The organism is Ralstonia pickettii, from assembly GCF_030582395.1.
Classification (GTDB): domain Bacteria; phylum Pseudomonadota; class Gammaproteobacteria; order Burkholderiales; family Burkholderiaceae; genus Ralstonia; species Ralstonia pickettii_D.
Map to the genome: position 1 here is coordinate 2,198,278 of NZ_CP104381.1, position 26,183 is coordinate 2,224,460.

The window sequence follows — 26,183 nt, forward strand, 5'->3', positions numbered from 1 at the left end:
GCAAGAGCGCCGCCGCGCTCAGTCGACTGACTTAACGCTTGCGCGGCACGCCACCGAGCAGGGCCGCAATCGGCCGCTTGGCGCTGCGCGGGTGTCCGGCAGGCTGTGCCGGCTTGGCGGCCTCCGCCGATTCCGCCGGCACTGACGATTCGTACGGGCGATTGAAGAACGGATCGTCCGATGGACGGAACGCCGGACGCACGATCGTGTGATCAAGCACGCGGGTGCCGTTACGCTCATCGCGCTCACGGGCCCGGCGGACCTCGCCGCGGGCACGCTTTTCGTCGCGCTCGCGGCGCTCACGGTCACGCGCCTGTTCGCCGGTCGGATCGAAATCGGCCAGTTGTTCGCGTGGCAGGTTGCGCTTGATCAGCTTTTCGATATCGGCCAGCAGGCGCTCATCGCCCGGCGCGAACAGCGACAGTGCGTCACCGGAAGCACCGGCACGGCCCGTGCGGCCAATGCGGTGCACGTAGTCTTCTGCGTTGAACGGCAGGTCGAAGTTGATCACGCACGGCATCTGCGAGATGTCCAGACCGCGCGCTGCCACGTCGGTGGCGACCAGCACGTCGACGGTACCTTGCTTGAACGCTTCGAGCGTCTGCATGCGCTCGGTCTGCGTCTTGTCGCCGTGGATGGCGTTGGCGTTGATGCCTTCGCGCTCCAGCGCACGCGCCAGCCGCGAGCAGCCGATCTTGCTGTTGGAGAAGACGATGCACTGCCGCGGCAGACCTTGCTCGGCACGCTGCTTCAACAGGTGCACGAGCGCGGCCTGCTTGTGGTTGTCCGGCACGGTGTAGATGACTTGGCGGACGTTCTCTGCCGTGGCGTTGCTGCGTGCCACTTCAATGGTTTGCGGATGACGCAGATAGCTCGCAGCCAGCTTCTTGATCTCCGGCGAGAACGTGGCCGAGAACAGCAGCGTCTGGCGGTGTGCCGGCAGCAGGTTGATGATGCGCTGCAGGTCGGGCAGGAAGCCCATGTCGAGCATGCGGTCGGCTTCGTCCAGCACCAGCATGCGCACCTGCGACAGGTTCACGCTGCGCTGCTGCACGTGGTCGAGCAGGCGGCCCGGCGTGGCCACGAGGATTTCGACGCCGCGGCGCAGTTGCTCCGTCTGCGGGTTCATGTCGACGCCGCCGAACACGACAGCGCTGCGCAACGCCGTGTACTTCGCGTACTTGGCAACGTTGTCGTACACCTGGTCGGCCAGTTCGCGCGTGGGCGTGAGGATCAGCGCCCGCACCGGGTGGCGCGCCGGCGACGCGCTCGTATTGGCGTCCGGCAGCAGGTTATGGATGATCGGCAGCGAGAAACCGGCGGTCTTGCCGGTGCCGGTTTGTGCGGCGCCCATGACGTCGCGGCCGGCGGTCACCACCGGAATGGCGGCGGCCTGGATGGGCGTGGGCTTGGTGTAACCGCTTTCGGTCAGCGCGCGGAGGACGTCCGGATGCAGGCCGAAGCTGTCGAATGTCACCGATTCATTGGCCGGTGCTTCTGACGCTTCAGACATCGTTGCAGTATTCATAGGGGGAGATGCGGCATGCCGGTTGGCATGGCGGCGCGCCAAACCCAGGCGGAAAACCCGCGTGCGGCTCGCGCAAAGCGTTAAAAATCAAAAGTTTATCACGTGAGAACCGGCCCGGGACGGATGATCCGCCCTCGCGAGCCGAAGGCAGCGCCACAGCTGCCTTGACACGGATCAAGTGGGCCGGGCACGCGCTGCGCCACCATCCAGGCATTCCAACCTGCGCCCTGCCCTCTCCCATGGTCACAACGCTCTATGAATCGCCCGAGCATGTCTGCCTGATGTTCTCCGACCTCGTCGACGATCACGATGACCTGCCGGTGCAGACCAACCAGTTCCTCATCGTCGATCACGGCCACGGCGCGCTGATCGATCCGGGCGGCCAGATGACCTATAACGCGCTGTTTCTGGCGATGAACCGGTACTTTCCGCCCAAGCAGCTCGACTACGTACTGGCCTCGCATGCGGACCCCGACATCGTCGCTTCGGCGGGACGGTGGCTCACGAGTTCCAGTTGCGACATCCTGATTTCGCGCGTGTGGGAGCGGTTTCTCCCGCATTTCTGCAACGTCGGCAAGACTGAAGGCCGCATCGTGCCAATCGCGGATACGGGCATGGCGATTCCGCTGGGGGACTCGCATCTGCTGGCGGTGCCCGCGCATTTCCTCCATTCGGAAGGCAATTTCCAGTTTTACGATCCGGTGTCGCGCATCCTGTTCTCGGGCGATCTGGGGGCATCGATGGTGCATGCCAACGTGGCCGCCAAGCCCGTGGAAGATTTCGATACCCACCTGGCGCTGATGGCGCCCTTTCACCGCCGCTACATGAGCGGCAACCGGGTATGCCGGCTGTGGGCGCAGATGGTGCGGGGGCTCGATATTGAATGGATCGTGCCGCAGCACGGCCAAGCCTTTCGCGGCAAAGCCATGGTCAAGCGGTTCATCGATTGGGTTGAGACGCTCGACTGCGGCATCGACCTGATGACGCCCGAGATTTTCCGCCTGCCCGCGTTGCCGAAGGCACCGGCCGGGGCGGCGCTCAAGACGCGCGTGTAGCGCCCGATGCCGGGGCGGCCGGCAGAATGATTTTCATCATGGCGCTCGACAGCTCGTGCGCCAGCACGCCGGCGTCGATGCGCGACGGATCGTGCCACGTATACATGAACCCCATCACGCCGCCCATCGAGTGCGCGGCGACGCGCGCATCGCCGAAGTCGAACACGCCGGCGCGCTTGCCCTCGTCGAGGAGCGCATAGAGATCGCGGTAATACGCCCGCGACATGCCGTGCAGCCATTCCACCGTTTCCGGACGCAGGTATTGCCGATCGCGATATGTCAGTGCCGCAGCGTAATGGCAGTCGATGCAACGACGCGCCATTTCCAACAGACACGCCTGCAGGCGCTCTCGCACGGGCAGGGCCGGATCGGCGGTTTCCCGGATGGCCGACAGGCAGATCTGCGCGGCTTCGCGGCACAGAATGTCGAAGATCTCGTACTTGTCGGTGAAGTAGTAGTACACCGCCGGCTTCGTCACGCCGAGCGCGTTGCAGAGGTCGCTCATCGTCATGCCGGCATAGCCCTTGGTGAAGAAAAGTTGCGCGGCAGTGTCGAGGATCTGCCGGCGCCGGGCCTCCTGCCGCTCGGCGATGTGCGGGCGCGTGGCTGGCGGTGTAACGCCAGAGGCCTCGATGGCCTCGGTTTCAGCAGACGGTTGCACGTCGGGAACGGCAGTTTTGCGGACGGTGGACATGGCGCGTATTTTCGCATGCCGCCCGCAGATGCGCCGTGGGATGCGCGCATCGTGGCGACATCATCGCTCCCCAATGCTTGACGCATCAAAGAACGCTTTCTATATTCATACCCGCTGGTATAAAAAATTACTTCGCAGTATAGATAGTGCGGTGCGACGCTGCGCACGCACTGCACAACCCATCGGAGACGAGCTTTGGCGATGGACGAGTCCGACGATCTCGGCAGCGTTCGCGCCCTCGGGGCGCGCGCATGGCCGGTCGATCCCCCACGTGAACTGCACTACCCCATCGGCCGCGCCTCCTCTCCGGCCCTCTTCGGCATTGGGCCCGCACCACGTCTGATCAACCGGCCATCCACTTCGATGGGAGCGACACGACATTCGCCCAGCTTAATGATCTCTCTGTCCGATTCGCTCACCGGCGGGTGCCACGAATGCCTGGCCGTCTACAAACTACACAACGTGCGCAAGCAGGATCTCGCACCGCTCGCTGAACAGCTCTAAACCACCCCGCTCCATGACGTTTCGCAAACTGCTGATCGCCAATCGCGGCGAGATCGCCATTCGCATTGCCCGCGCAGCCGCCGCGATGGGGTTGCCCTCCGTCGCCGTCTATTCCGAAGACGACCGCGACGCACTGCATCCCCTTCGCACCGATGACGCCGTGCAGCTGCCCGGCACCGGCCCGCGTGCCTATCTCAACGGCGCGGCAATCCTCGCTGCCGCACGGGCCGTCGGCGCCGATGCTGTTCATCCGGGCTATGGCTTCTTGAGCGAGAACGCTGCTTTCGCACGCCAGTGCGCGCAGGCTGGCGTGCAATTCGTCGGACCGTCCCCGCACGTGCTTGACCTCTTCGGCGACAAGGCACGCGCTCGGGCGCTTGCGCATGAGGCGGGCATTCCCATCGTCAGTGGCACGCTAGGCGCAACCACCCTTGAAGAGGCGCGCGCGTTCTTCGCCGCGCTGCCACCCTCGCACGGCATGATGATCAAGGCCGTGGCGGGCGGCGGCGGGCGCGGCATGCGCGCCGTGCACGATGCGCAGGCGATTGCCGACGCGTATGCGCGCTGCGTATCTGAAGGTACGGCTACCGGTGGTGGCGGCGATGTCTATGTGGAAGCGCTGGTACCTGCACCGCGCCATATCGAAATCCAGATCATTGCCGACGCACGGGGCCACGTCATGCATCTCGGCGAGCGCGAATGCAGCCTGCAGCGCCGTCACCAGAAACTGATCGAGATCGCGCCCAGCCCATCGCTGGACGACGCCCTGCGCACGCGCATCGCCGACGCGGCCGTCACGCTCGCCAAAGCGGCAGGCTACAGCGGCATCGGGACGTTCGAGTTCCTAGTGGAAAACGCAGGCGCACCGGACGCCACGTTCTATTTCATGGAAGCCAACCCACGCGTGCAAGTCGAGCACACCGTCACGGAGATGGTGACGGGCGTCGACCTGGTGGTGACACAACTGGCGCTGGCGCAAGGCGCGTCGCTCACGGACTTGGGGCTTGCTAGGCCGATCGCACCGCGCGGCCACGCCGTTCAAGTACGCATCAACGCAGAGACCCTTGATGCAAGCGGCCAGCCGCATCCCTCCACTGGCACGCTCACCGCATTCGAGGCGCCCAACGGCCCCGGTGTGCGCGTCGACACCTGCGGTTATGCGGGCTACCGTCCGAACCCGCGCTTTGATTCGCTGCTGGCTAAATTGATCGTCCACGCACCGTACGGCACGTATGCGCAGACGCTGGCACAGACGTACCGCGCGCTGTGCGAATTCCGCATCGAAGGGCTGGCTACCAACAAGCGGCTGCTGCAAGACCTGCTGCGCGACGCCGACGTGCAAGCCAATGCCGTGCATACGCAGTTTCTTGATGCGAAGCTCGCCGACCTCGCAGCCGGCAACGGTGAAGCGCACCCTGCCCTGCACGCTACGTCGGTCACCACCCCGGATGTAGCGCGCGCTACGTCATTCCTCGATGAGCTTCCTGACAATGCTGAAGTGCTCACCGCGCCAATGGATGGCGCGCTGATCCAGATGCATTCGCAAGCCGGCGGCACGGTCGTGCGCGGCGAGGTGCTGGCCGTCATTGAAGCAATGAAGATGGAGCACGTCGTCATCGCACCCGCGGCCGGACGCGTGCTGCAAGTCTGCGCGCAGTCGGGCGCAACGGTGCGCGAAGGCCAGCCGCTGGCCGTGCTGCAGCCCAGCGATGCCCAACACGACAGCGCCGCAGCCGACGCAGAGATCGACCTCGACCACATTCGCCCCGACCTGCAGGCCGTCATCGACCGCCATGCGTTTGGCCTTGACGCCAACCGCCCGGATGCCGTTGCCCGCCGCCGCAAGACCGGCCAGCGCACCGCGCGCGAGAACATCGACCACTTGTGCGACGCCGGTTCATTCATCGAGTACGGCGCGCTTGCCATCGCAGCGCAACGCCAGCGCCGCGCACTCGACGATCTGATCCGCTCGACACCGGCCGACGGCATCATCACCGGCATCGGAACCGTCAACGGCTCGCACTTCCCCGATCAGGACGCGCGCTGCATGGTGCTCGCGTACGACTACACCGTGCTGGCGGGCACCCAGGGCACCTTCAACCACAAGAAGACCGACCGTGCACTGGAACTGGCGCAGCAATGGAAGCTGCCCGTTGTGCTGTTCGCCGAAGGCGGCGGCGGCCGGCCGGGCGACACTGAAAAGCTCGGCGTCAGCGGCCTAGACTGCCCGACCTTCATTCACTTCGCACGGCTCTCTGGGCTGGTGCCGACCATCGGTATCGTGTCGGGCCGCTGCTTTGCAGGTAACGCCGCGCTGCTGGGCTGCGCAGACGTGATCATCGCAACGCGCGACGCGACCATCGGCATGGGCGGCCCCGCCATGATTGAAGGCGGCGGCCTGGGCGTATACGCACCCGAAGAAGTTGGCCCTGTTAGCGTGCAGGCGCCTAATGGGGTGATCGATGTGCTGGTCGACAACGAGACCGAAGCCGTCGATGCCGCGCGCCGTTACCTGAGCTACTTCCAGGGCCCGCTTGCCAGTTGGGAGGCCGGCGACGTGCGCCACCTGCGCCACGCGATTCCCGAAAACCGTATGCGCAGCTACGACATGCGCGGCGTGATCGACGCGTTGGCCGACACGGGTTCGGTTCTGGAACTGCGCCAAGCATTTGGCGTGGGCATCGTCACCGCGCTGATCCGTATCGAAGGTCGCGCCTTCGGCTGCATCGCTAACAACCCGCGCCACCTGGGCGGCGCAATCGATTCTGCGGCAGCGGACAAGGCGTCACGCTTCATGCAGTTGTGCAACGCGTTCGACCTGCCCATCGTCTCACTGTGCGACACACCGGGTTTCATGGTCGGGCCCGAAGCGGAGAAAACCGCCACCGTACGCCACGTCAGCCGTATGTTCGTGACCGCCGGCAACCTGCGCGTGCCTTTCTTCACCGTCGTGCTGCGCAAAGGCTACGGCCTTGGGGCGATGGCCATGGCCGCGGGCGGTTTCCACGCGCCGTTCTTCACCGCTTCATGGCCCAGCGGCGAATTCGGTGGCATGGGCATCGAAGGCGCCATCCGCCTGGGGTTCCGCAAAGAGCTGGAAGCGGTGGAAGACCTCGCCGAGCGCGAGGCGCTGTTCCGCAAGATGGTCGAGGCCGCCTACGAGGAAGGCCGCGCGCTCAACATCGCCAGCTATCTCGAAATCGACGCCGTGATCGACCCGGCCGACACACGCCGCTGGCTGCTGCGCGGGCTTCAATCGGCGCCCCCCGCCCCGCCAAGGCACGCACGCGACCCCGCCACCCGCCGCTTCATCGACACCTGGTAGCCGAGAACGCATACCGGGAGGAGACATGCCGCCAGTAATCCACTGCAGATTGCGCTGGCGCGGGAAGGTATGCAAAAACAGAGCATTCCTGGGCGACGTCACGGTGCGCAAGATCGACCGCCAGTTGCTGCTCCCAGATTGGTATCGACGATCTCGCCGGCCGATGGAAAGACCGTCAAGATTGGCTGCGACGGCACCCAACGGGGCCACAAGATCGAGAGCGCGACCCCGCCCGAACACCCGGACCTGCCGGCCTCTTGCAAGGCGAAGCACCGGCAGGCGCGTGAACGACCAGGCCGAACATCAATCAGCGCGGTCCGCGCGCAGCGGGCCGTACTCGATGGGCACCCAGGCGAAGGCGTTGCCCTCGCGGCGCACGTGCCCCAGCCCCGGGAACGGAAGATGAGCGCCGGCTACCCACAGCTTGTCTCGCGCCGCTTCTGCAAACAGCCTGCGTCGCGAGGCAACGGCGGCCTTCTTGTCGACGTCGTATTCGAACGCAACGTCCGGATGCTGGAACTGCACGGCGTGGCTGTGCACGATATCGCCCCACACCAGCAGGCTGTGTCCCTTCGATGCGAACAGGTAACCGCTATGCCCCGGCGTGTGCCCGTTGGCGAGCACCGACCGTACGCCGGGCACCACCTCGTCACCCGGCTTGAATTGCTTGAGCCTGCCCGCAGCGGCATATGGCGCCACTGAGTCGCGCGCCATCTTGAAGAACGGTTGCATGTCGCTCGGTTTGGAAGCGGCAATCGTTTCGCTCAGCCAGAAGTCGGCTTCCGGCGCGGCGACATACACCTGCGCATTCGGAAAGGCCGGGTGACCTTGCGGCGTCAGGAGGCCGCATGCGTGGTCCGGATGCAGGTGCGTCAGCAGCACGGCATCGATCTGCTCGGGCTGATAGCCGGAGGCGCGGACGTTGCCGGCCAGGCCGCCCATCGTCGGGCCAAAGCACGTGCCCGACCCCGTATCAACGAGGATGCGCTTGGCACCCGTGTCGATCAGAAAGCCGTTCACCGCCGTCTGCATGCCCGGCGTGTTCGATACAAACATCCGCGCCAGCAGGCTCTGCACCGATTGCGCGTTCAGGCCAAGCAGGGTCTTGGCGGGCAGATCGGTGTAGCCGTCGTAGAGCGCGGTCACCACGTCGTCACCCAGCGCCATTCGGTAGTAACCGGGCACTTGGGTGCGTTGTTGCGTGGCAGCGGTAGCGGCTGAAGTTGCAGTTTGGGCTTGGGCGACTCCGAAAGACGTCGCCATCGCGGCGGCCACGGCGATCACGGCGACAGAAGTAAGCAAACGCATGTCTTGGCTCCTGGGAAAGACCGCTGCCCCGGTGCAGCGGCAAAAGCCGGATCATGCCACCGCCCAGCGCATTGCGTTGCCGCCATTGACGACAGGGGTATTGCCCACACAGAAAGCCGGCCCGGAAAAGAAACAAGGCCCGACATGCCGGGCCCATGCTTCAGACCAATCGACGGCGGCTGCGCAACCGCCCGTCAACCGGGTACGTGCCTATTGCACGTGGAACTTCGGCGTCGACACCACCGTGCCGCTCACCGTACAGTCCGGCGTGAGCAATGCGTTGGTGAACGTGAGCGACGAGTTCGGATCGTTCCAGGTGGTTACGACCTTGCTGGGGCCACAGCTGCCCAGCAGGAATACGCTGACTCCCGCGTTGTTGATCGACAGCTGGGTGGTGCTGTCGGCTTGGCCAGTCCACGGGGTCGCGCCCGAGATGAGGCCGCACGTCCCGCCGCCGGTAAACGATGTGGACGTGATGTTGACGATGCCCGAAGGCGTGATCGTACCGGTGAAGGTCGCTGTGCAATTGGCGCTGATGGAGCCTTTGGACAGCGTGGTCGCCCCGGTGACCGAGAATGGCTCGCCATTCGGGTTCATCGGTTGACCATCGACACGCGAAACGGTGACGGCAAGTGCGGGTGTGGCTGCTACGGTGGCAAGTGCGAGTGCAACTGCAAGAGATACGACTTTACGTGTGCTCATTTATTGCCTCACTAGAACTGACGGTAGAAACCGCCTTAAGAATGCGGCGCGAACCGGTTCCCGCTCGAATCACGCCGCGCCGATTAGCCAGGCGCAGACAGCCGACACCCGGCTAAAACTTGTACGACACCCCAACGAACGTGATGATCGGATTGGCCTTGAGCGTGGTCTTGGTGGTGGCCAGCGTGGTGCCATCCGACGCTTTGATGACGGTCGCCGCCTCGGTCTTGAGCGGCAGATACGAGACCGTTGCCGTCAGTGCCCATTGCTTGTTGATCGCGTAGCTCGCACCGAGGTTGAAGATCGGCGCCCACGACGACGACGATTTCCCCTCGACATACGTCGGCCCCGGCTTGCCCGCCCCCGCTGCCAGCACGCTGCCCAGTTCGCGGTTCACCGCCGCCGCAAAGTACGGATTCAGCTCGATGTTGGTGAAGAAGCTGTAGACCACACCCACGCCTACGAACGGACGGAACGTCGACTGCGCATGCCCGAAGTACCACTGCAGGATGACACCGGGGCTCCACTGGCGCGCCTTGCGCACGGCGGGCTGATTGGACGGATCGTCCAGATCGACGTGACCAAGTGCGCCGGCGGGGCCCGGCGCCCGGATCACGCCATGCCCGGTCAGCTTGAATTCGGGCGGTACGCCGGCAATCGTGGTCAGCGCAATGTTGTCGGTAAAGAAATGCGTGAGCGTCAGGCCCAGCGTGTTGGCATTGCTCACGCGCAGCCCGCTGTTGGGCGACGTGAAGCTTCCCGGCAATCGCAGCGGATCATTGATCGGCGCATTGATCACGCTGGTGGTCAGGTTGTTGCTCGAGTCCTGCGGCATGATGTGGAACCAGCCCACCGTCGCCACGTTGTCACCGGCCTGCTGCGCCATGGCGCCTGCGGATGCGCAGGCCGCCATCAATGCGACAGTCAGTTGTTTCATGATGCTTCCTCCTGTTGTTCTGAGCGGAGCGCATTGGTCTGTGCCGCGCCCCGTGGCGTGTTATTCCGGAAACGTCACTGCACGAAGGCGCCCACGGTGAAGTACGGGTTCTTCGTATCGCTCATGTCCAGGAAGCCGAACGTCTTGCCGGTAAAGATGAGCTTGCCCGTCGGGGCCGAGCCGGCCGGCGCGCTGGTCTGCGTGGTGCGGATCACGCCCGGGACGCTCTGCGTGAAGTCGAGATTCAGCGGTCGCGCCAGCGCAGCCTGCGATGCGTTGAACGGATCGAGCATCGTGGCCTGCGCGCCCACCAGCGCCGTCGCGCGGTAGTTGAACGTGCTGTCCACACCCGTGTATTCGCCGTCTTGCGAGCCCTGCGCGATGTTGCCGACCGGTGCCATGATCGAAATGCCGGACTCGTCATCTGCCACCGGCGGGCCGGCCGTCAGATCGGAATTGGCCGCACCGACGCGAATGAAGATCGGCACGAGCTGGCCATACAGCTTGCCCACGATCATCACGCCCTTGCCCGCCTTGGCCGGATCCAGCGACGACACCGTTGCCGGCACCTGCGGCTGATAGTTCAGCGTGGTGAAGGCCGGCGCGTCGCTGCGCAGCGTCAGCTTCTGGTTGACCGTCGTGCTTGACGTCAGGCACGCCCCGCCGTTCTTCACCCCGAGGTTGTCGCACTCGGTGTAGGTGCCATCCGCATTGATGGTGAACCGGGCATCGACCGCCTGCTGCGAGAAGCTCTGCGACGGCACTTGGTGGTAGCCAAGTTGGTTGTAGTTGCCCGCAATCTTGGTCAGGTCGGTCTCGGTGTTCGAGAAGCTGATGAACGGGTAATACGGGAAGGTGGTCTGCGCAATCTTGCCCACGCCAACGATGCCGTCGAACTGAATCGTCGCGCCCGGAATCGTGCCGCCCAGCACGCCCTGCCCGAGGAAGAACCGCGCAGGCCGGCTCGGATCGAGGCTCGCGTTGTTCAGGCGGAACGCGCACTGGTTCAGCTTCTCGGTCGGTAGCGCCGTCTCTTGCGTGAGCGTGCCGGTCTGCACGTTGTTGGGCGCCGTATCACGCGTGGGCGCAACGGTGCCTGTCTTGACGGGAATCGGCGAGGCCAGATACGTGATCTGGTAAGTCATCTTCGTTGTGTCGAGCTGCACCTTGACGAGTTCGCCCGAGCCCGACCCGCCGGTGAACACTGTGTTGTAGTCGATGGCCTGCGGACACAGGCGCTGGATCACCGGGGCCGGCGAATCATCTCCGCCGCCTCCGCATGCTGTCACCATCGGCGCGCACGCGAGCACGACCAACCATTTACGCCATTGCATTTGCGTCTCCTCCATGTTGTTGTTCAGCCCCGGCGGCGCCACGTGTACATGTCACGCACGCCGCCGCATGTGGTTTTCTTTGCTGCGCGCTTCACTGAACGAATGCGCCGACCGTGAAGAACGGGTTGTACTTGTTGTTGTTCATGAGCATCGCGTACACGTTGCCGACCTTGACCGCCACGCCGGTGTCTCCCGCCTTGAACAACGCGACGTTGCCGCTGGCGCCCCGCGCGTTGAAGTCGTTCTGCGCGGTCACGATCAGCTTGCCCGGCGAGCTTTGCGTGTAGTCGAGCCCGAACTGCGCCGTCACACGCGAGGTGAGCGGGTTGATGAAGGCGGCGGTGCCGTTCTGGAACAGCGTCGAGGTGTAGTTGGCGGCCAGCGTCGATACAGCCGTGCCGTCGCTGCAGTTGCCGGCATTTGCGTGGAAGAAGCCACCGCTGTAGGAACCCGACAGCTCCGGATGATCGATCGTCGCGTTCAAGCCGTTGCCGCTGGCAGGCGCACCGCTCGGACCGTTGTTGGTGACCACGCCGCAAGCTGAGCCGCTGGTCGCCCCCACATAGCCCCCCTTGAGCGCATTGGCCGGGATCGCGTTTGCAGGTGACAGGATCGAGATGCCGATCTGATCATCCGCCACCGAAGCCAGCAGGTTCGCCGGATCGCTATGCGAATAGCCGACACGGATCATCACCGGCACCACCTGCCCGTTGAGCTTGCCGGCAATCAGAATGCCTTTGGCCTGGCTCGGCGCCAGCAGCACCAGCGGCGACACTTGACCGACATACGGATACGGCACGCTGCTGCTGGTCGGGTTGCTGACAAACACGTTGTCCTGCGAGCCATCGGTGTTCTGACGCAGCACCCAGGGTGTGCCGGTCGTGTGGCACGAATAGTCGATGCCTTCGGCCGTGCAAGAGCCATCGGCATTCAACGTTTGCGTCCAATTGACGGCGTCGGGCTGCCAGCCTTGCGGCGCCGAAGTCTGGTTGCCCGAGCCCGTGGGCGTGACATGCACGCCAACCTGGTTGTAGCGCCCAGCAACCTGCGAGAAATCCGTCACCGTCTCGGAGAAGCCCAGGAACGGATAGAAATCAAACGTGCGCGAGGGCACTGCGCCAATCACGACGCCGGGAATCGGCTGAATGCCGGCAAACTGGATCGTCGCCCCCGGAATGCCGCCCCCCACGATGCCCTGGCCGACAAACAGCATCGGCGGGTCTTGCGGATTGACGGTGATCGCGTAGCTGTTGTCCGCCGTCTTGCCCGACTGCAGCACGAAAGCACAGCGGTTCTGCTCAGGAGTCGGCAAGTTGGTCGGATGGACGAACGTGCCGTTGATGGTCAAGCCCTTGCGCGTCGTATTGACCTGCCCCGCCGAGGTCGGCACCGACGATTCCAGAAACTGCATCTGGTACGTGTTCTTGCTCGTATCGAACTTGACCTTGATGTACTCGCCGCTGCCCGAGCCACCGGTATAGGTGGTCGTGTAGTCCAGCGACGCCGGGCACAGGCTCGTCGGTGTGCTCGGCGTGGTGACCGCTCCGCTGGGCGGACACGAACTGCCCGAGCATTGCGCAACATCCGACGAGCCGGGATCATCCGCCCCGCCGCACCCGCCAATAAACGGCATGGCCACTATGCAACTGGTTGCCATGACAACAAAAAGATGACGTCGACTACCCATGGTTGTCTCCTCACGTTTTGGAACTTGTTGTGTTGTGGGCCGGCGAATGTGTGCAACAGCCGGTCAATACCCCCGCCTGCCGGCGAATTGCAGCCGACAGCGCACGATCTGCCCCGTTGGCAGATCGACTTGCAAACGTCAAAAACGACGGGCGTGCTTGGGCCGCGCTACCAGTAATCGGCCGGTATCACGCTGATCGGCTGGGCGCCGATCCCAAGAACAATCGCGGTAATACTGCTATCGCGGATGAGCTTTACCACCGCTGCTGCAGTGATGACGATGGCGATGACGCGCGTGGGCACGCGCAAGAGCGGAATGCTGGAAGGGCCCGTTTTGAATGCGTAACATCCTGTGTCTCCGAAGGGTACGCTACTGACTATTTACTTATCGTTATGGCCGAAACTATGGTCCGGTCAGGGTATGAAGTAAATAGAGATTTCATTCAAAACAACGTCCGCCATCTCCCGCGCAAGCAGGCGCGGCGCGGTTTGGCGAATTTTCAAACGAAGGAATGAAACCGTTTCGTTTGAAGTGTTTTAAACTCCCCCTCTGTTAGGGGGAATGCCAACCGTAATGAGGCGTTATTCAATTGTTTCGAAACGAATATATTTTGAGCGCGGTATAGCGGTAGCAAAATACGGTCCCAAACGAATAACGCGTGCAAAACAACCCATGCTTGCCCGATAAAAGGCACGCAAATGTCGGGACGGAGGCGGGGAAAAACGGTAGGAAGGATGGTGGGCCGGGTGGGATTCGAACCCACGGTGTCCTTTCGGAGGCGGATTATGAGTCCGCTGCCTGCAACCAGCACGGCGTCCGGCCCTGAAAACGGGAAAAAAAAGAGACCCGGCGCTGGGCCGGGCCTGATGCGGGATTTTACCTGAAAGTGGGCGAGAGCCCACTCGGAAAATCGCCTGCGTCGCTACAGAATCAGCTGCCTTCCAGGAAGCTCTTCAGCTTGTCGGAGCGGCTCGGATGGCGCAACTTGCGCAGCGCCTTGGCCTCGATCTGCCGGATACGCTCGCGGGTCACGTCGAACTGCTTGCCGACTTCTTCCAGCGTGTGGTCAGTGCTCATTTCGATACCGAAACGCATGCGAAGCACCTTGGCTTCGCGCGGCGTCAGCGAATCGAGCACGTCCTTCACCACGCCGCGCATGGACCCATGCAGGGCCGCTTCGGCGGGGGCCAGCGTGTTCGTGTCCTCAATGAAATCGCCCAGATGGGAATCGTCGTCGTCACCGATCGGCGTTTCCATGGAGATCGGTTCCTTCGCGATCTTCATGATCTTGCGGATCTTGTCTTCCGGCATTTCCATCTTCTCGGCCAGCGTTGCCGGATCCGGCTCATTGCCGGTTTCCTGCAGGATCTGACGCGAGATGCGGTTCATCTTGTTGATCGTCTCGATCATGTGCACCGGAATACGGATGGTGCGCGCCTGATCGGCGATCGAACGCGTGATGGCCTGACGGATCCACCACGTGGCGTACGTCGAAAACTTGTAGCCGCGACGGTATTCGAACTTGTCCACCGCCTTCATCAGGCCGATGTTGCCTTCCTGGATCAGGTCGAGGAACTGCAGACCGCGGTTCGTGTACTTCTTGGCGATCGAGATCACCAGACGCAGGTTGGCCTCGGTCATCTCACGCTTCGCCTCGCGGGCGCGGCGCTCGCCTTCCGACATCTTGCGGTTGACGTCCTTCAACTCGGCCAGCGGCAGCACCACGCGCGCTTGCAGGTCGATCAGCTTTTGCTGCAGTTCGTGCACGGCCGGCACGTTACGTTCGACGATGGTGCTGTACGGCTTGCCGTCAGCCACCACGGTTTCGATCCACTTCAGGTTCGTCTCGTTGCCCGGGAAACGCGCAACGAACTCGCCACGCGGCATGCCGCACTTGTCGACCACGATGTTCAGGATGGCGCGTTCGAGCTTGCGCACTTCGTCCACCTGGCCGCGCAGCGTGTCGCACAGACGCTCGACGTTGCGTGCCGTGAAGCGGATCGTCATCAGTTCGGCCTGGATGGCTTCCTGCGCCTTCACGTAAGGCTTCGACTTGTAGCCTTCCTTCTCGAATGCACGGCGCATCTTGTCGAACTGCTCGCCGATCACACCAAACTTGACGAGTGCAGCCTGCTTGAGCTCTTCGAGTTGACGGGCCGAAGCGGCGGCAGCGCCGGCACCTTCATCGTCCTCGTCTTCCTCTTCGTCGCCCTCTTCTTCGGCCTCTTCTTCCTCGAACTCCTCTTCTTCCTCGGCGGCAGCAGCGGCCTCGGCTTCAGCGTTCGGGTCGATCAGGCCGTCGATGAACTCGTCGATCTTCGACTCATCGTTGGCCACGCGCTCGCCCATGGCGAGGATTTCCGAAATGGTGACCGGGCAGGCCGAGATGGCCATGACCATGTCTTTCAAGCCGGCTTCGATGCGCTTGGCGATTTCGATTTCGCCTTCACGCGTAAGCAGCTCGACCGTGCCCATTTCGCGCATGTACATGCGCACCGGGTCGGTCGTGCGGCCGAATTCGGAATCAACCGTCGACAGCGCGGCTTCGGCTTCTTCCTCAGCCTCTTCTTCCGTGGTCACGGAAGGCGCGTTGTCGTTCAGGAGCAGCGTTTCGGCGTCCGGAGCCTGCTCGTACACGGCAACGCCGATGTCGTTGAGCGTGGCAACCAACGTTTCCATCGACTCCACGTCGACCATGTCGTCGGGGAGGTGGTCGTTGATTTCAGCGTAGGTCAGGTAGCCGCGCGATTTGCCCAGCTTGATCAGCGCCTTGAGCTTCTGGCGGCGGGCCTCAAGCTCTTCTTCCGAACCGCCTTGCTGCGAAGCAGCGAATTCCTTGAGCAGGGCCTTTTCCTTGGCCTTGCGGTCACGGGCCTTCAGCTTTTCGGTTTTCGGTGCCGGGGCGGCGGGGGTGTCAAATTCTTCAGTCACGTCCGTGCTGCTGTCATCGTCTGCCTGCGTCTCTGCCTTGGGCTTGCGGCCGCGCTTCTTGGGCTCGGCTGCGGCCTCGGCGCGGGGCGCGGGAGGAGTTGTGGGGGTGGCCCCTGCCTGGGCGGTGCGCTTGGTGTCTTCCGCGGTTGCCTTGGCTGGCTTGGCTGCGGTGCTGGTACGAGCGGTACCCGTCTTGGTTGCGCTTGCGCTGGCAGTGGTCTGCTTGCTCTCGACTTCGGTAACTTTCGATTTCGCCACGGTGGTTGTCTTGCCCTTGAGTGCGACGGAAGCGGCTGTGCCGCCAGGTCTGGCGCTCGTGCTCATCGACGTCGAGACCTTGCCTGAGGTTGAAGATTGGATCGCGCCCTTTGTGCGCGCTGTCGGTTTGACAGTCTTGGCGGCGACGGTGATATCGGCGGTCTGGCGCGGCTGGGTTTTCCCCGTCTTTGCCGGCGCAGTGGCCTTCACTCCTGTCGATCCCGCCTGCCCTACATGGGTCCGACCATTCGCGACTTTCGCCGTTCCCGCTGGTGGCTTTCCTCCTCCCGAGCCGCGCGCCGATGAGGATCGCTTGGCAGAAACAGAAGCAGGACTGGCCTTGGAACCGGCCTTCGCGGAGGTCTTCACCTTCACCATGGGCACGCTCACTCCCCCAAAAATGGGAAAAAGGACTTGCAATCCAAACCGGCTATTCTAGCACGCCAGACCAAGCCGGTCTAAACGAAAATCGGGTTTTCGCCTGAAAAATCAAGGGGCTACCCGCAATTGCCCGCCCCGCTTGGGGCTTGCCTCTGCGGTGCATGCGTTACACGAGCTGTCGGCGGCGGCTGATTTCGCCCACCAGCCAGCGCATGCGCTCCTTGTCGTCGTCGCCGGCATGGCCGGCTTCCATCTTGCGCTGCAACATCTCCAGCTCGCGCTTCAGCGGCTCCGCGAGCATCTTCTGTACGGCGGTATCGAATTCGGAAATGGCCGGCTCCAGCTCGATATCGTCTTGGAGCACAGCCGTACGCAGTCCGGCAAACGCTTCGGCGTAGGGTGTCTGACCGAGACGCTCGATGAAGGCGCCGAAGTGCACTTCCGGACCCGCAGCATCGCATTCGGCGAGCAGCCCCGCCAATACCTCACCTTGGGGCAATTGAGGCGCAGTCAACTGGGCGCGGGCATCGGCGTCGAGCCGGGCCGCCAGCGCGGGATAGCGCATCAGCAGGCGGAGCACCTTCTGCTCAAGCGCCGTGGGTGCGGTGCGCGCCACCCGGGGCCGTTTCTGTGTCATGCGCCCTGCTTGTGCCGGGTCGCTGCGAAGGCCGCATAGCGCTTCGATATCGGCGGGCGTGGTGCCGGTCATTTCTGCCAGGCCGCGCACGATCTGCAGGCGCAGTCCGCCGGCGGGCATGGCACTCAGCAGCGGCTTGGCTTCATATTGCGCGCGGGCACGCCCCTCGGGCTGGCGCATGTCGAGATCCTCAGTCACCGCCTGTAGCAGGAAGCGCGACAGCGGCATCGCGTTGCGCACTTCGCGGGCAAAGGCCTCGGTGCCTTCTTCGCGCACGAAGCTGTCCGGGTCGTGTTCCGAGGGCAGGAAGAGAAACTTGATCGTCTTGTTGTCGGTGGCGTGCGGCAGGCACGCTTCGAGCGCGCGACGCGCGGCGCGGCGCCCGGCGCTGTCCCCGTCGAATGAGAAGATCACCGTATCGACCTGCCGCAGCAGCTTCTGCACGTGAACCGGCGTGCAGGCCGTGCCGAGCGTGGCCACTGCATTGGCAAACCCCAACTGCGCCAGCGCGACGACATCCATGTAGCCTTCCACGACGAGCACATAGTCGAACTCGCGGATGGCGTTGCGCGCTTCGAACAGGCCGTACAGTTCGGTGCCCTTGCTGAACAACGGCGTTTCGGGGGAATTGAGATATTTCGGTTCGCCCTGCCCCAGCACCCGGCCGCCGAACCCGATCACCACGCCCTTGGTATTGCGGATGGGGAACATGATGCGATCGCGAAACCGGTCGTAGCGACGGTGCGAACCATCGGCGCCGGTCTTCTCGCTTTCGATGACGAGACCGGCTTCGATGAGCGGTGCGGCGGTGGCGTCTTCGCGGTACGGACCGAACACGGCTTCAAGCGATTGCCAGTCGTCCGGCGCATAGCCCAAACCGAAGTGCGCGGCAATCTCGCCTGTCAGGCCGCGGCCTTTGAGATATTGGATGGCGTTGGGGGCGCTGCGCAATTGCTTGCGGTAGTGATCGCACGCGCGGGCCATGACGTCGCCGAGAGCAACGGTCTTGGCTTGCTGCTCGGCCCGCGCCGCAGGCGGCAATCCCCCGCGCTCTTCGGGCACGACCATGCCGACGGACTGTGCAAGATCCTTGATGGCCTCGACGTACGACTGCCCGGAAAATTCCATCAGGAAGCCGATGGCCGATCCATGCGCGCCGCAGCCGAAGCAGTGATAGAACTGTTTGGTGGGCGATACCGAGAAAGACGGCGATTTCTCGTTATGGAACGGGCACAGCCCCATGAAGTTGGCGCCGCCCTTCTTCAACTGCACGTAACGGCCCACCACGTCGACGATATCGACGCGGTTGAGCAGGTCGTCAATGAACGGCTGCGGGATCACGCGGAGTGCGCCCCTTCGATGCGGCGGGTGTCGGGACTCAGGCGCCGGTCAGGGCAGCCTTCACGCGGGCCGAGACTTGCGTCATGTCGGCACGGCCGGCCAGCGCCGGCTTGAGGATGCCCATCACCTTGCCCATGTCTTGCGGGCCAGTTGCACCAGCCTTGGCCACGGCGTCACGCACCGCGGCGTCGACTTCGGCTTCCGACAGTTGCGCTGGCATATAGACCTGCAGCACGGCCACTTCGGCTGCTTCCTTGGCGACGAGGTCGTCGCGGCCGGCTTGCTCGAATGCGGTGATGGAATCCTTGCGCTGCTTGAGCATCTTGTCGATCACGGCCAGCACGGCAGCGTCATCCAGCTCGATGCGCTCGTCCACCTCGCGCTGCTTGATGGCAGCCTGCAACAGGCGGATCGTGCCCAGGCGATCTGTTTCCTTGGCGCGCATGGCGGCCTTCATGTCTTCCGTGATCTGGGCCTTGAGGGACAGCTGCGACATTCCGAACTCCGATAAACGGCAAAACCCGCTTGGACGGTGGGCCCAGCGGGTTGCAAACTTGAAAAATGGATCACTGATCGTAGCACAGAACCCGGACAGTTCCAGGACCGATCCGTGGGGGATCAGCGGGCCGAGGCAGCCTCGCCTGCCGCCACGGCAGATGCCCACGCCCACTGGAAGTTGTAGCCGCCAAGCCAGCCCGTGACGTCGACGACCTCGCCGATGAAATACAGGCCGGGCGCAGATTGCGCCTCCATCGTGGCGGAGGAGAGGGCCCGCGTGTCGACGCCGCCGCGCGTTACTTCAGCCTTGCGATAGCCTTCGCTGCCGGAAGGCGTCAGTTCCCAGCGGTTGAGCGCGCCGCCCAGGGTGCGCAGCACCTTGTCCGGCAACTCGGCGATCGGAGCCTGCGGGTGGGCACCGTGCGTGGCGCACCACGCCTGCGCCACGCGTTCCGGCAGGCGCTGCGCCAGTACCGTACCGAGTTGCTTGCGTGAGCCGGATTTTTCATCGCACAGCCACTGCCCGGCGTCGGTGTCGGGCAGCAGATCGATGAGAAGCGGCTGGCCGGCATTCCAGAAGCTGGAGATCTGCAGCACCGCGGGACCGGACAGCCCGCGATGGGTGAGCAGCAAGTCTTCTCGGAACGTCGTAGCGCTGCCCTTGCGGCCGCCCTTGGCCGGAGGCTGGGCAACGGTCACGTCGACTTCCATCGACACACCGGACAACGCCGAAAATGGCGCCCAATGCTCGGCATTGAAGGTGAGCGGCACCAATGCCGGGTGCGTCTCAACAATCTTCAAGCCGAACTGCCGCGCAATGCGATACCCGAAATCCGTCGCGCCGATCTTCGGAATTGACAGGCCGCCTGTGGCGATCACCACCTTGTCGGCGACGATCTCGCCCGCACTGGTCGACAAGCGATATGCCTCGCCGTCCTTGCCAACTTCAGCGATCGAGCAGCCGGTTCGCCAGATCACGTTGCCCCGCTCGCATTCGGTTTCGAGCATGCGGATGATGTCTTCCGCGCTGTCGTCGCAGAAGAGCTGGCCCTTGTGCTTCTCGTGATACGGAATGCGGTAGCTGGAGACGAGGCTGGTGAAGTCCTGCGCCGTGTACCGCGCCAGCGCCGAGCGGCTGAAGTGCGGGTTGTTCGACAGGTAGTTGGCCGGACCCGCGTTGATGTTCGTGAAGTTGCAGCGGCCACCGCCAGAGATGCGAATCTTCTCGGCCAGCTTTGTTGCGTGATCGATCAGCACCACGCGCGCGCCCCGCTGCCCGGCAACGGCCGCACACATCATCCCGGCCGCGCCTGCGCCGATCACCGCTACATCGCACCGCATCATGATCGCTGCGCCGCCCTATTCTTGAAGAAACCGCGCATTTTAACTTGTGCTATCTTCGGCGGCCTTCCCTTTGCAACTCCTCACACCCGCTTGCCATGCTGGTCCTCGGCATCGAATCCTCCTGTGACGAAACCGGCGTCGCCCTGTACGACACGGCGGCTGGCCTGCGCGCGCATGCGCTGTATTCGCAGATCGCCATGCACCGCGAGTACGGCGGTGTGGTGCCGGAGCTGGCCTCGCGCGATCACATCCGCCGCGTGATTCCGCTGCTGGAAGAAGTGCTGGCCAAAGCCGGCGCGACGCGCGCGGACATCGACGCGATCGCTTATACGAAAGGCCCGGGGCTGGCCGGCGCGCTGCTGGTCGGCGCTTCGGTGGCCAATGCGCTGGCGTTTGCGCTGGGCAAACCGCTGGTGGGTGTGCACCACCTGGAGGGGCATCTACTTTCGCCGCTGTTGGAAGCAGACCGGCCGGAGTTTCCGTTCCTGGCGCTGCTCGTCTCGGGCGGGCATACGCAGTTGATGCGCGTCGATGCCGTCGGCCAGTACACGCTGCTTGGCGAGACGCTCGACGATGCCGCCGGCGAAGCTTTCGATAAAACCGCCAAGCTGCTCGGCCTCGGGTATCCGGGTGGGCCAGCCGTGTCGCGTCTGGCTGAGTTCGGCAACCCGGGCGTATTCGACCTGCCCCGGCCCATGCTGCATTCTGGTAATTTCGATTTTTCGTTCGCGGGCCTCAAGACCGCGGTGCTCACCCAGGTGCGCAAGCTCAACCTGACCGACAGCGAGACCTGCCATCAGCCGCGCGCTGATCTTGCCCGCGCGTTTGTCGACGCCATCGTGGAAGTGCTCGTCAAGAAGACGCTGCGCGCGGCACGCGAGCATGGCCTCAAGCGCATCGTCGTGGCTGGCGGCGTGGGCGCCAACCGCCAATTGCGCGACGGGTTGAACGCCGAAGGCAAGAAGCGCGGCCTGCGCGTCTATTACCCCGACCTTCAGTTCTGCACCGACAACGGCGCGATGATTGCCTTTGCTGGCGCCATGCGGTTGCAGGCAGACCCCGCCCAGGTGCAGGACGGCTACGGCTACGGCGTGACGCCGCGCTGGGACCTCGAAGACATCCGCATCCACCAGGCATGAAAAAAGCCGCTCGGTTGAGCGGCTTTTCCTTGGGGCGGCGCGTCGATTACTTGTCGGTGCGTTTGTCGCGCTCGATCAGCGCATACGCGCTGTGGTTGTGGATCGACTCGAAGTTCTCCGCTTCCAGCGTGTAGGCGACGATGCGGTCGTCCTGGTTCAGGCGCATGGCGATATCGCGCACCAGGTCTTCCACGAACTTCGGGTTTTCGTAAGCACGCTCGGTCACGAACTTCTCGTCCGGACGCTTGAGCAGGCCCCACAGTTCGCACGACGCTTCTTCTTCGGCCATGCGGATCAGCGATTCCACCGGCGTATCGGCGGCCAGCTCGGCATCGATCGTGATGTGCGAGCGCTGATTGTGCGCGCCGTACTGCGAGATCTTTTTCGAGCACGGGCACAGGCTCGTCACCGGCACCAGCGCCTTGACGCGAACCTTGGTATGGCCGTCGCGCACTTCGCCAATCATCGTCACTTCATAGTCCATCAGCGACTGCACGCCCGACACCGGGGCCGTCTTGCTGACGAAATACGGGAAGTGGACTTCGATGCGGCCGGCGTCGGCTTCGAGCTTCTCCAGCATCTTTTCCAGCAGCAACTCGAATTGCGCCAGATTCAGGGGCTCGCGCTCTTCTTCAAGCAGCGCGACGAAGCGCGACATGTGCGTGCCCTTCTGGTCGGCCGGCAGATGCACGTCGAGGTTGTACGTGCCGACGGTATTCAGCACGCCCGAAGGCGTTTGCAGCGACATCGGGTAACGCACGCCGCGCACGCCAACACGCTGAATGGGGATCTGGCGGTTATCGTGGCTGGACTGCACGTCCGGCATCGCGAAAGCCGGGTTCATATCGTTCATGATCGGTTTCCTTTACGGTCGCCCGGCCATCGCAGTCGGCCGGCACGCAACGAGTGTGAAACCGCGGAACCTGGCTGATGCTGACCACCCCTCAAGTGATCGAATCGGCCCATCCCGCGACTGCGCACACAATTCAAAAATAGGACTGGCGGAGTGTAAAAGAAATCTCCTACCTTTGCAGTCAACTACTCAAACCCCCGGCTGCAATGCGGGTGATTGATTCTGCCTATGGCGCGGGACCAAAGTGCCTCAGGCGACGCGCGGGGCGGCAGCACGCGGCTGTACGGCAAAACGCTCGCGGATGGAAGCGAGGATGCCGTTGGCGTCCAGACCACATTGCGCAAGCAGCGCCGCGTGATCACCGTGATCGACAAAGCGGTCGGGCAGCCCGAGTTGCAGCACTGGCGTGGCGACACCTGCGCAAGCCAGTGCTTCCAGACAGGCGCTGCCTGCACCGCCCATCACGCAGCCTTCCTCTACGGTGACCACGTAATCGTGCGTGCGGGCCATTTCCAGCACGCAAGCCACGTCGAGAGGCTTGACGAAGCGCATGTTGACCAGGGTCGCGTCCAAACGCTCAGCCGCTGCCGAAGCCGGGGCCACCATCGAACCAAATGCCAGAATCGCCACACGCTGGCCAGCCGGGGCGGTGGAAGCGCGGCGCACTTCGGCCTTGCCCACGGGCAGCGGCTCCAGCGTCGGCTGCACCGCCACGCCCGTGCCGGCACCCCGCGGATAGCGGACCGCTGTCGGGCCACCTTGCGCGAAGGCTGTGCTGAGGAGTTGGCGGCATTCGTTCTCGTCGGCCGGCGTCATCACCATCATGTTGGGGATGCAGCGCAGGTAGGCAATGTCGTAGGCACCGGCGTGCGTGGCGCCGTCTGCACCGACCAGCCCTGCGCGGTCCAGCGCGAATACCACCGGCAGGTTCTGCAGCGCCACGTCGTGGATCAACTGGTCGTAGCCGCGCTGCAGGAACGTCGAATAAATCGCAACGACCGGCTTGAGCCCCTCGCACGCCAGGCCGCCGGCAAAGGTGACGGCGTGCTGCTCGGCGATGCCGACGTCGTAATAGCGATCGGGAAAGCGCTGTTCGAACTCCACCATCCCCGAGCCTTCGCGCATGGCCGGCGTGATACCCACCAGGCGCTGGTCAGCCGCCGCCATATCGCACAGCCATTGGCCGAACACTTGCGTGTACGTGACTTTGGCCGGACGCCCCGAAGGCTTGATGCCCTCCTGCGGATTGAACTTGCCCGGGCCGTGATAGAGGATCGGGTCAGCCTCGGCCAGCTTGTAGCCCTGGCCCTTCTTGGTGACGACGTGCAGAAACTGCGGACCGCCACCTTCACGTGCGCGCTGGCGGATGTTCTGCAGCGTCGGTACCAGCGATTCGAGATCGTGCCCGTCGATCGGACCGATGTAATTGAAGCCGAACTCCTCGAACATCGTGGCCGGCACGAACATGCCCTTGGTGTGTTCCTCGAAGCGCTTGGCAAACTCGAGCACCGGCGGCGCCACCGACAGCAGCTTTTCCACGCCCTTCTTGGTGGCCGCGTAGAACTGCCCGCTCATCAGCCGCGCCAGATAGCGGTTCAGCGCCCCCACCGGCGGCGAGATCGACATGTCGTTGTCGTTCAGCACCACCACCAGCGGCAGGTCTTTATAGACGCCCGCGTTGTTCATCGCCTCGAAGGCCATGCCGGCGCTCATCGCACCGTCGCCGATCACGGCAATGGCGACGCGGTCTTCACCGTTGGTCTTGGCGCCCAGGGCCATACCCAGCGCGGCCGAAATCGACGTGGAGGAGTGCGCGGTACCGAACGTGTCGTACGGGCTCTCGCTGCGGCGCGGGAAGCCCGAGATGCCGTCCAGCTGACGCAAAGAGCCCATCTGGTCGCGGCGGCCTGTCAGGATCTTGTGCGGATAGCTCTGGTGGCCGACGTCCCACACGATGCGGTCTTCCGGCGTGTTGAAGACGTAGTGCAGTGCAATGGTCAGCTCGACCGTGCCCAGGTTCGACGACAGATGGCCGCCCGTTTGAGACACGGAATCGAGCACGAAGGCGCGCAACTCGTCTGCCAGGGGCCCGAGTTGGCGGCGGTCCAGGCGGCGCAGGTCGGCCGGATCGTCGATGGTGTTCAGAAGTTCGTACGTCATGTGGGACCGCCGCTCAGGCGTTTTGGCAAAGACTTCTAAGGTCCATGCAATGTTGTTCAGTGGCCACGCCGCACGATCAGGTCGGCCATCTGGGCCAATCGAACGGTACGGGCTTCGCTCGCTTCACAGCCGATCTCGCCGGCCAACTGTGCGAGCGCCGCTGCCGCTGCGGCGTGCAGCTCATCGGCCAGCGCCCGGGCCTTGTCCAAGCCGAGGATGGAGACGTAAGTCGGCTTGTCGTTGGCCTGATCCTTGCCGGCGGTCTTGCCCAGCGTTGCAGTATCGGCCGTCACGTCGAGGATGTCGTCGACCACCTGGAACGCGAGTCCAACAGCGCCTGCATAAGTATCCACATGCTCCAATGCAGCGGCATTCACGCCAGCACAGAGCGCGCCCATGCGCAGACTGGCTCGCAGCAACGCACCGGTCTTCATGCGGTGCATCGCTTCCAATGCATCCTGCGACAGCGCAACGCCGACGCTTTGCAGATCGATCGCCTGACCGCCCGCCATGCCAAGCGAACCGGATGCGCGTGCCAATTCACCCACCAGTTGCGCCCGCGTTGGTGCGCTGACCGCGCCCAACTCAGCCAGCAGGATGAACGCCTGCGTCTGCAGGGCATCACCCACCAGCAGCGCCGTCGCTTCATCATAGGCGCGATGCACGGTAGGGCGGCCGCGACGCAGGTCATCGTCATCCATGCACGGCATGTCGTCATGAACCAGCGAGTAGGCGTGGATCATCTCCACCGCGCAGCTTACGCCGTCCAGCGCCACAGGCGATGCGTCGCCAAGCGCACCGGCGGCGTGCGCCAGCAATGGGCGCACACGCTTTCCCGCACCCAAGGTGGCGTAGCGCATGGCGGCATGCAGCCGTTGCGGGGCAACGGCTTCGGGTGGCAACGCACGGTCGAGCGCGCTTTCCGTCCGCGCGACCACGGACGCCATCCATTGGGCGAAATCGCTCATGCGTCGCCTTGCTCGTTGGTGTCGGACTCGTCGCCCAAGGGCTTCAGGGCATCACCGTCAAGCACGCGCACTTGCTGCTCGACGCGCTCCAGCACCTGCTGGCAGTACCTGACCAGTTCAGCCCCGCGTCGATACGCCGCAAGCGAGGCCTCCAGCGGCAATTCGCCGGATTCCATGCTTGCGACAAGGGTTTCGAGTTCGGCCATGGCCGCTTCATAGGAAGCCGGCGTGGCGGAGGGCGTGGCGGACGCGCTGCTGGAGGCGTCGTTTGAGGCACGGGGCATGCCGGTTGCGAATCAGAAAAGGACAATCCGGCATTTTACGGCAATTCCGCGTGCGTTCTGCGCACATCCCGCACGGTGCGGGGTAGCGGTCCGCAAGTGGGACGCGGGGCAACCTCGATGTAAGAGTTGAGGGCCCGGCGGCGGAAAGGGTTCGAAAATCAGGGACTTATCAATTTCCCTGGGGTACAATCCCCCCCTTTCCTCCAAAGGCCGGGCCGGCGTACGCCGCTCCGCACGATGGTTTGGGTCTGTTGGCCCATTGAACGTATGGTCGTTGGCCCAAGCGGGGGCCAGCAAGCGCTCGTTTCCTACCTC

General features: G+C 63.8%; 20 protein-coding genes and 1 tRNA gene. 5 read left to right on the forward strand and 16 right to left on the reverse strand.

Going from position 1 to position 26,183, the window contains the following annotated elements; genetic code table 11:
* Positions 1 to 31 precede the first annotated feature (31 nt).
* Complete coding sequence (locus tag N5B55_RS10740; protein WP_369812401.1) at positions 32 to 1,513, reverse strand: DEAD/DEAH box helicase; 1,482 nt, start codon at positions 1,511 to 1,513, stop codon at positions 32 to 34.
* 254 nt (positions 1,514 to 1,767) lie between these two features.
* Between N5B55_RS10740 and N5B55_RS10745 the strand changes: the two genes are divergently transcribed.
* On the forward strand, positions 1,768 to 2,583 hold the full coding sequence (locus tag N5B55_RS10745) for an MBL fold metallo-hydrolase (protein ID WP_154206572.1): 816 nt from the start codon (positions 1,768 to 1,770) through the stop codon (positions 2,581 to 2,583).
* On the opposite strand, the gene N5B55_RS10750 is transcribed toward N5B55_RS10745, so the two are convergent.
* Positions 2,567 to 3,277 (reverse strand): TetR/AcrR family transcriptional regulator, encoded by a 711-nt coding sequence (locus N5B55_RS10750; protein WP_065859035.1) that lies wholly within the window; start codon positions 3,275 to 3,277, stop codon positions 2,567 to 2,569. The two genes, N5B55_RS10745 and N5B55_RS10750, sit on opposite strands and share 17 nt — an antisense overlap.
* 201 nt (positions 3,278 to 3,478) lie before the next feature.
* Here N5B55_RS10750 and N5B55_RS10755 point away from each other — a divergent pair, with 201 nt between their 5' ends.
* Both N5B55_RS10755 and N5B55_RS10760 read left to right on the forward strand, forming a co-directional pair.
* Positions 3,479 to 3,781 (forward strand): hypothetical protein, encoded by a 303-nt coding sequence (locus N5B55_RS10755; RefSeq protein WP_304538162.1) that lies wholly within the window; start codon positions 3,479 to 3,481, stop codon positions 3,779 to 3,781.
* Between the two features lie 13 nt (positions 3,782 to 3,794).
* Positions 3,795 to 7,106: an acetyl-CoA carboxylase family protein gene (locus N5B55_RS10760; RefSeq protein WP_304538163.1), complete on the forward strand. Its 3,312-nt coding sequence runs from the start codon at positions 3,795 to 3,797 to the stop codon at positions 7,104 to 7,106.
* A 303-nt stretch (positions 7,107 to 7,409) separates the two neighbouring features.
* Here N5B55_RS10760 and N5B55_RS10765 read toward each other — a convergent pair whose 3' ends face one another.
* The 7 genes from N5B55_RS10765 to rpoD form a co-directional block, all read right to left on the reverse strand.
* Positions 7,410 to 8,414: an MBL fold metallo-hydrolase gene (locus tag N5B55_RS10765; protein WP_304538164.1), complete on the reverse strand. Its 1,005-nt coding sequence runs from the start codon at positions 8,412 to 8,414 to the stop codon at positions 7,410 to 7,412.
* Positions 8,415 to 8,624: 210 nt separating this feature from the next.
* Positions 8,625 to 9,116, reverse strand: a complete 492-nt coding sequence (locus N5B55_RS10770) for a hypothetical protein (protein WP_065859041.1) — start codon at positions 9,114 to 9,116, stop codon at positions 8,625 to 8,627.
* 112 nt (positions 9,117 to 9,228) lie between these two features.
* Complete coding sequence (locus tag N5B55_RS10775; protein ID WP_009241156.1) at positions 9,229 to 10,053, reverse strand: OmpW/AlkL family protein; 825 nt, start codon at positions 10,051 to 10,053, stop codon at positions 9,229 to 9,231.
* 74 nt (positions 10,054 to 10,127) lie between these two features.
* Positions 10,128 to 11,387, reverse strand: coding sequence for a DUF2957 domain-containing protein (locus tag N5B55_RS10780; RefSeq protein ID WP_304538165.1), 1,260 nt, complete (start codon positions 11,385 to 11,387; stop codon positions 10,128 to 10,130).
* A gap of 91 nt (positions 11,388 to 11,478) precedes the next feature.
* Positions 11,479 to 13,074: a DUF2957 domain-containing protein gene (locus N5B55_RS10785; protein ID WP_304538166.1), complete on the reverse strand. Its 1,596-nt coding sequence runs from the start codon at positions 13,072 to 13,074 to the stop codon at positions 11,479 to 11,481.
* Positions 13,075 to 13,809: 735 nt separating this feature from the next.
* Positions 13,810 to 13,897: transfer RNA gene (locus N5B55_RS10790), tRNA-Ile, on the reverse strand.
* Between the two features lie 107 nt (positions 13,898 to 14,004).
* A complete protein-coding gene (rpoD, locus tag N5B55_RS10795; RefSeq protein WP_304538167.1) occupies positions 14,005 to 16,329 on the reverse strand; it encodes an RNA polymerase sigma factor RpoD in 2,325 nt (774 codons plus the stop codon).
* Between rpoD and N5B55_RS10800 the strand changes: the two genes are divergently transcribed.
* Positions 16,322 to 16,702 (forward strand): hypothetical protein, encoded by a 381-nt coding sequence (locus N5B55_RS10800; protein ID WP_304538168.1) that lies wholly within the window; start codon positions 16,322 to 16,324, stop codon positions 16,700 to 16,702. The genes rpoD and N5B55_RS10800 overlap by 8 nt on opposite strands.
* Before the next feature lie 108 nt (positions 16,703 to 16,810).
* On the opposite strand, the gene dnaG is transcribed toward N5B55_RS10800, so the two are convergent.
* From dnaG to N5B55_RS10815, 3 genes are all read right to left on the reverse strand, one after another.
* Positions 16,811 to 18,622: a DNA primase gene (gene dnaG, locus N5B55_RS10805; protein WP_304538169.1), complete on the reverse strand. Its 1,812-nt coding sequence runs from the start codon at positions 18,620 to 18,622 to the stop codon at positions 16,811 to 16,813.
* Positions 18,623 to 18,659: 37 nt separating this feature from the next.
* Positions 18,660 to 19,109: a GatB/YqeY domain-containing protein gene (locus N5B55_RS10810; protein WP_065859072.1), complete on the reverse strand. Its 450-nt coding sequence runs from the start codon at positions 19,107 to 19,109 to the stop codon at positions 18,660 to 18,662.
* Positions 19,110 to 19,240: 131 nt separating this feature from the next.
* Positions 19,241 to 20,464: an NAD(P)/FAD-dependent oxidoreductase gene (locus tag N5B55_RS10815; protein WP_304538170.1), complete on the reverse strand. Its 1,224-nt coding sequence runs from the start codon at positions 20,462 to 20,464 to the stop codon at positions 19,241 to 19,243.
* 95 nt (positions 20,465 to 20,559) lie between these two features.
* Here N5B55_RS10815 and tsaD point away from each other — a divergent pair, with 95 nt between their 5' ends.
* On the forward strand, positions 20,560 to 21,603 hold the full coding sequence (gene tsaD, locus N5B55_RS10820) for a tRNA (adenosine(37)-N6)-threonylcarbamoyltransferase complex transferase subunit TsaD (RefSeq protein WP_065859052.1): 1,044 nt from the start codon (positions 20,560 to 20,562) through the stop codon (positions 21,601 to 21,603).
* 46 nt (positions 21,604 to 21,649) lie between these two features.
* Here the strand turns inward: tsaD and folE2 are convergent, their stop codons facing one another.
* The 4 genes from folE2 to N5B55_RS10840 all read right to left on the reverse strand — a co-directional run bounded on the left by folE2 (position 21,650) and on the right by N5B55_RS10840 (position 25,868).
* On the reverse strand, positions 21,650 to 22,456 hold the full coding sequence (gene folE2, locus N5B55_RS10825; RefSeq protein WP_304538171.1) for a GTP cyclohydrolase FolE2: 807 nt from the start codon (positions 22,454 to 22,456) through the stop codon (positions 21,650 to 21,652).
* Positions 22,457 to 22,705: 249 nt separating this feature from the next.
* Positions 22,706 to 24,616, reverse strand: coding sequence for a 1-deoxy-D-xylulose-5-phosphate synthase (dxs, locus tag N5B55_RS10830; protein ID WP_304538172.1), 1,911 nt, complete (start codon positions 24,614 to 24,616; stop codon positions 22,706 to 22,708).
* Between the two features lie 56 nt (positions 24,617 to 24,672).
* Complete coding sequence (locus N5B55_RS10835) at positions 24,673 to 25,584, reverse strand: polyprenyl synthetase family protein (RefSeq protein WP_304538173.1); 912 nt, start codon at positions 25,582 to 25,584, stop codon at positions 24,673 to 24,675.
* Complete coding sequence (locus N5B55_RS10840) at positions 25,581 to 25,868, reverse strand: exodeoxyribonuclease VII small subunit (RefSeq protein ID WP_065859081.1); 288 nt, start codon at positions 25,866 to 25,868, stop codon at positions 25,581 to 25,583. The genes N5B55_RS10835 and N5B55_RS10840 overlap by 4 nt, the downstream gene beginning before the upstream one ends.
* Between the last annotated feature and the right edge of the window lie 315 nt (positions 25,869 to 26,183).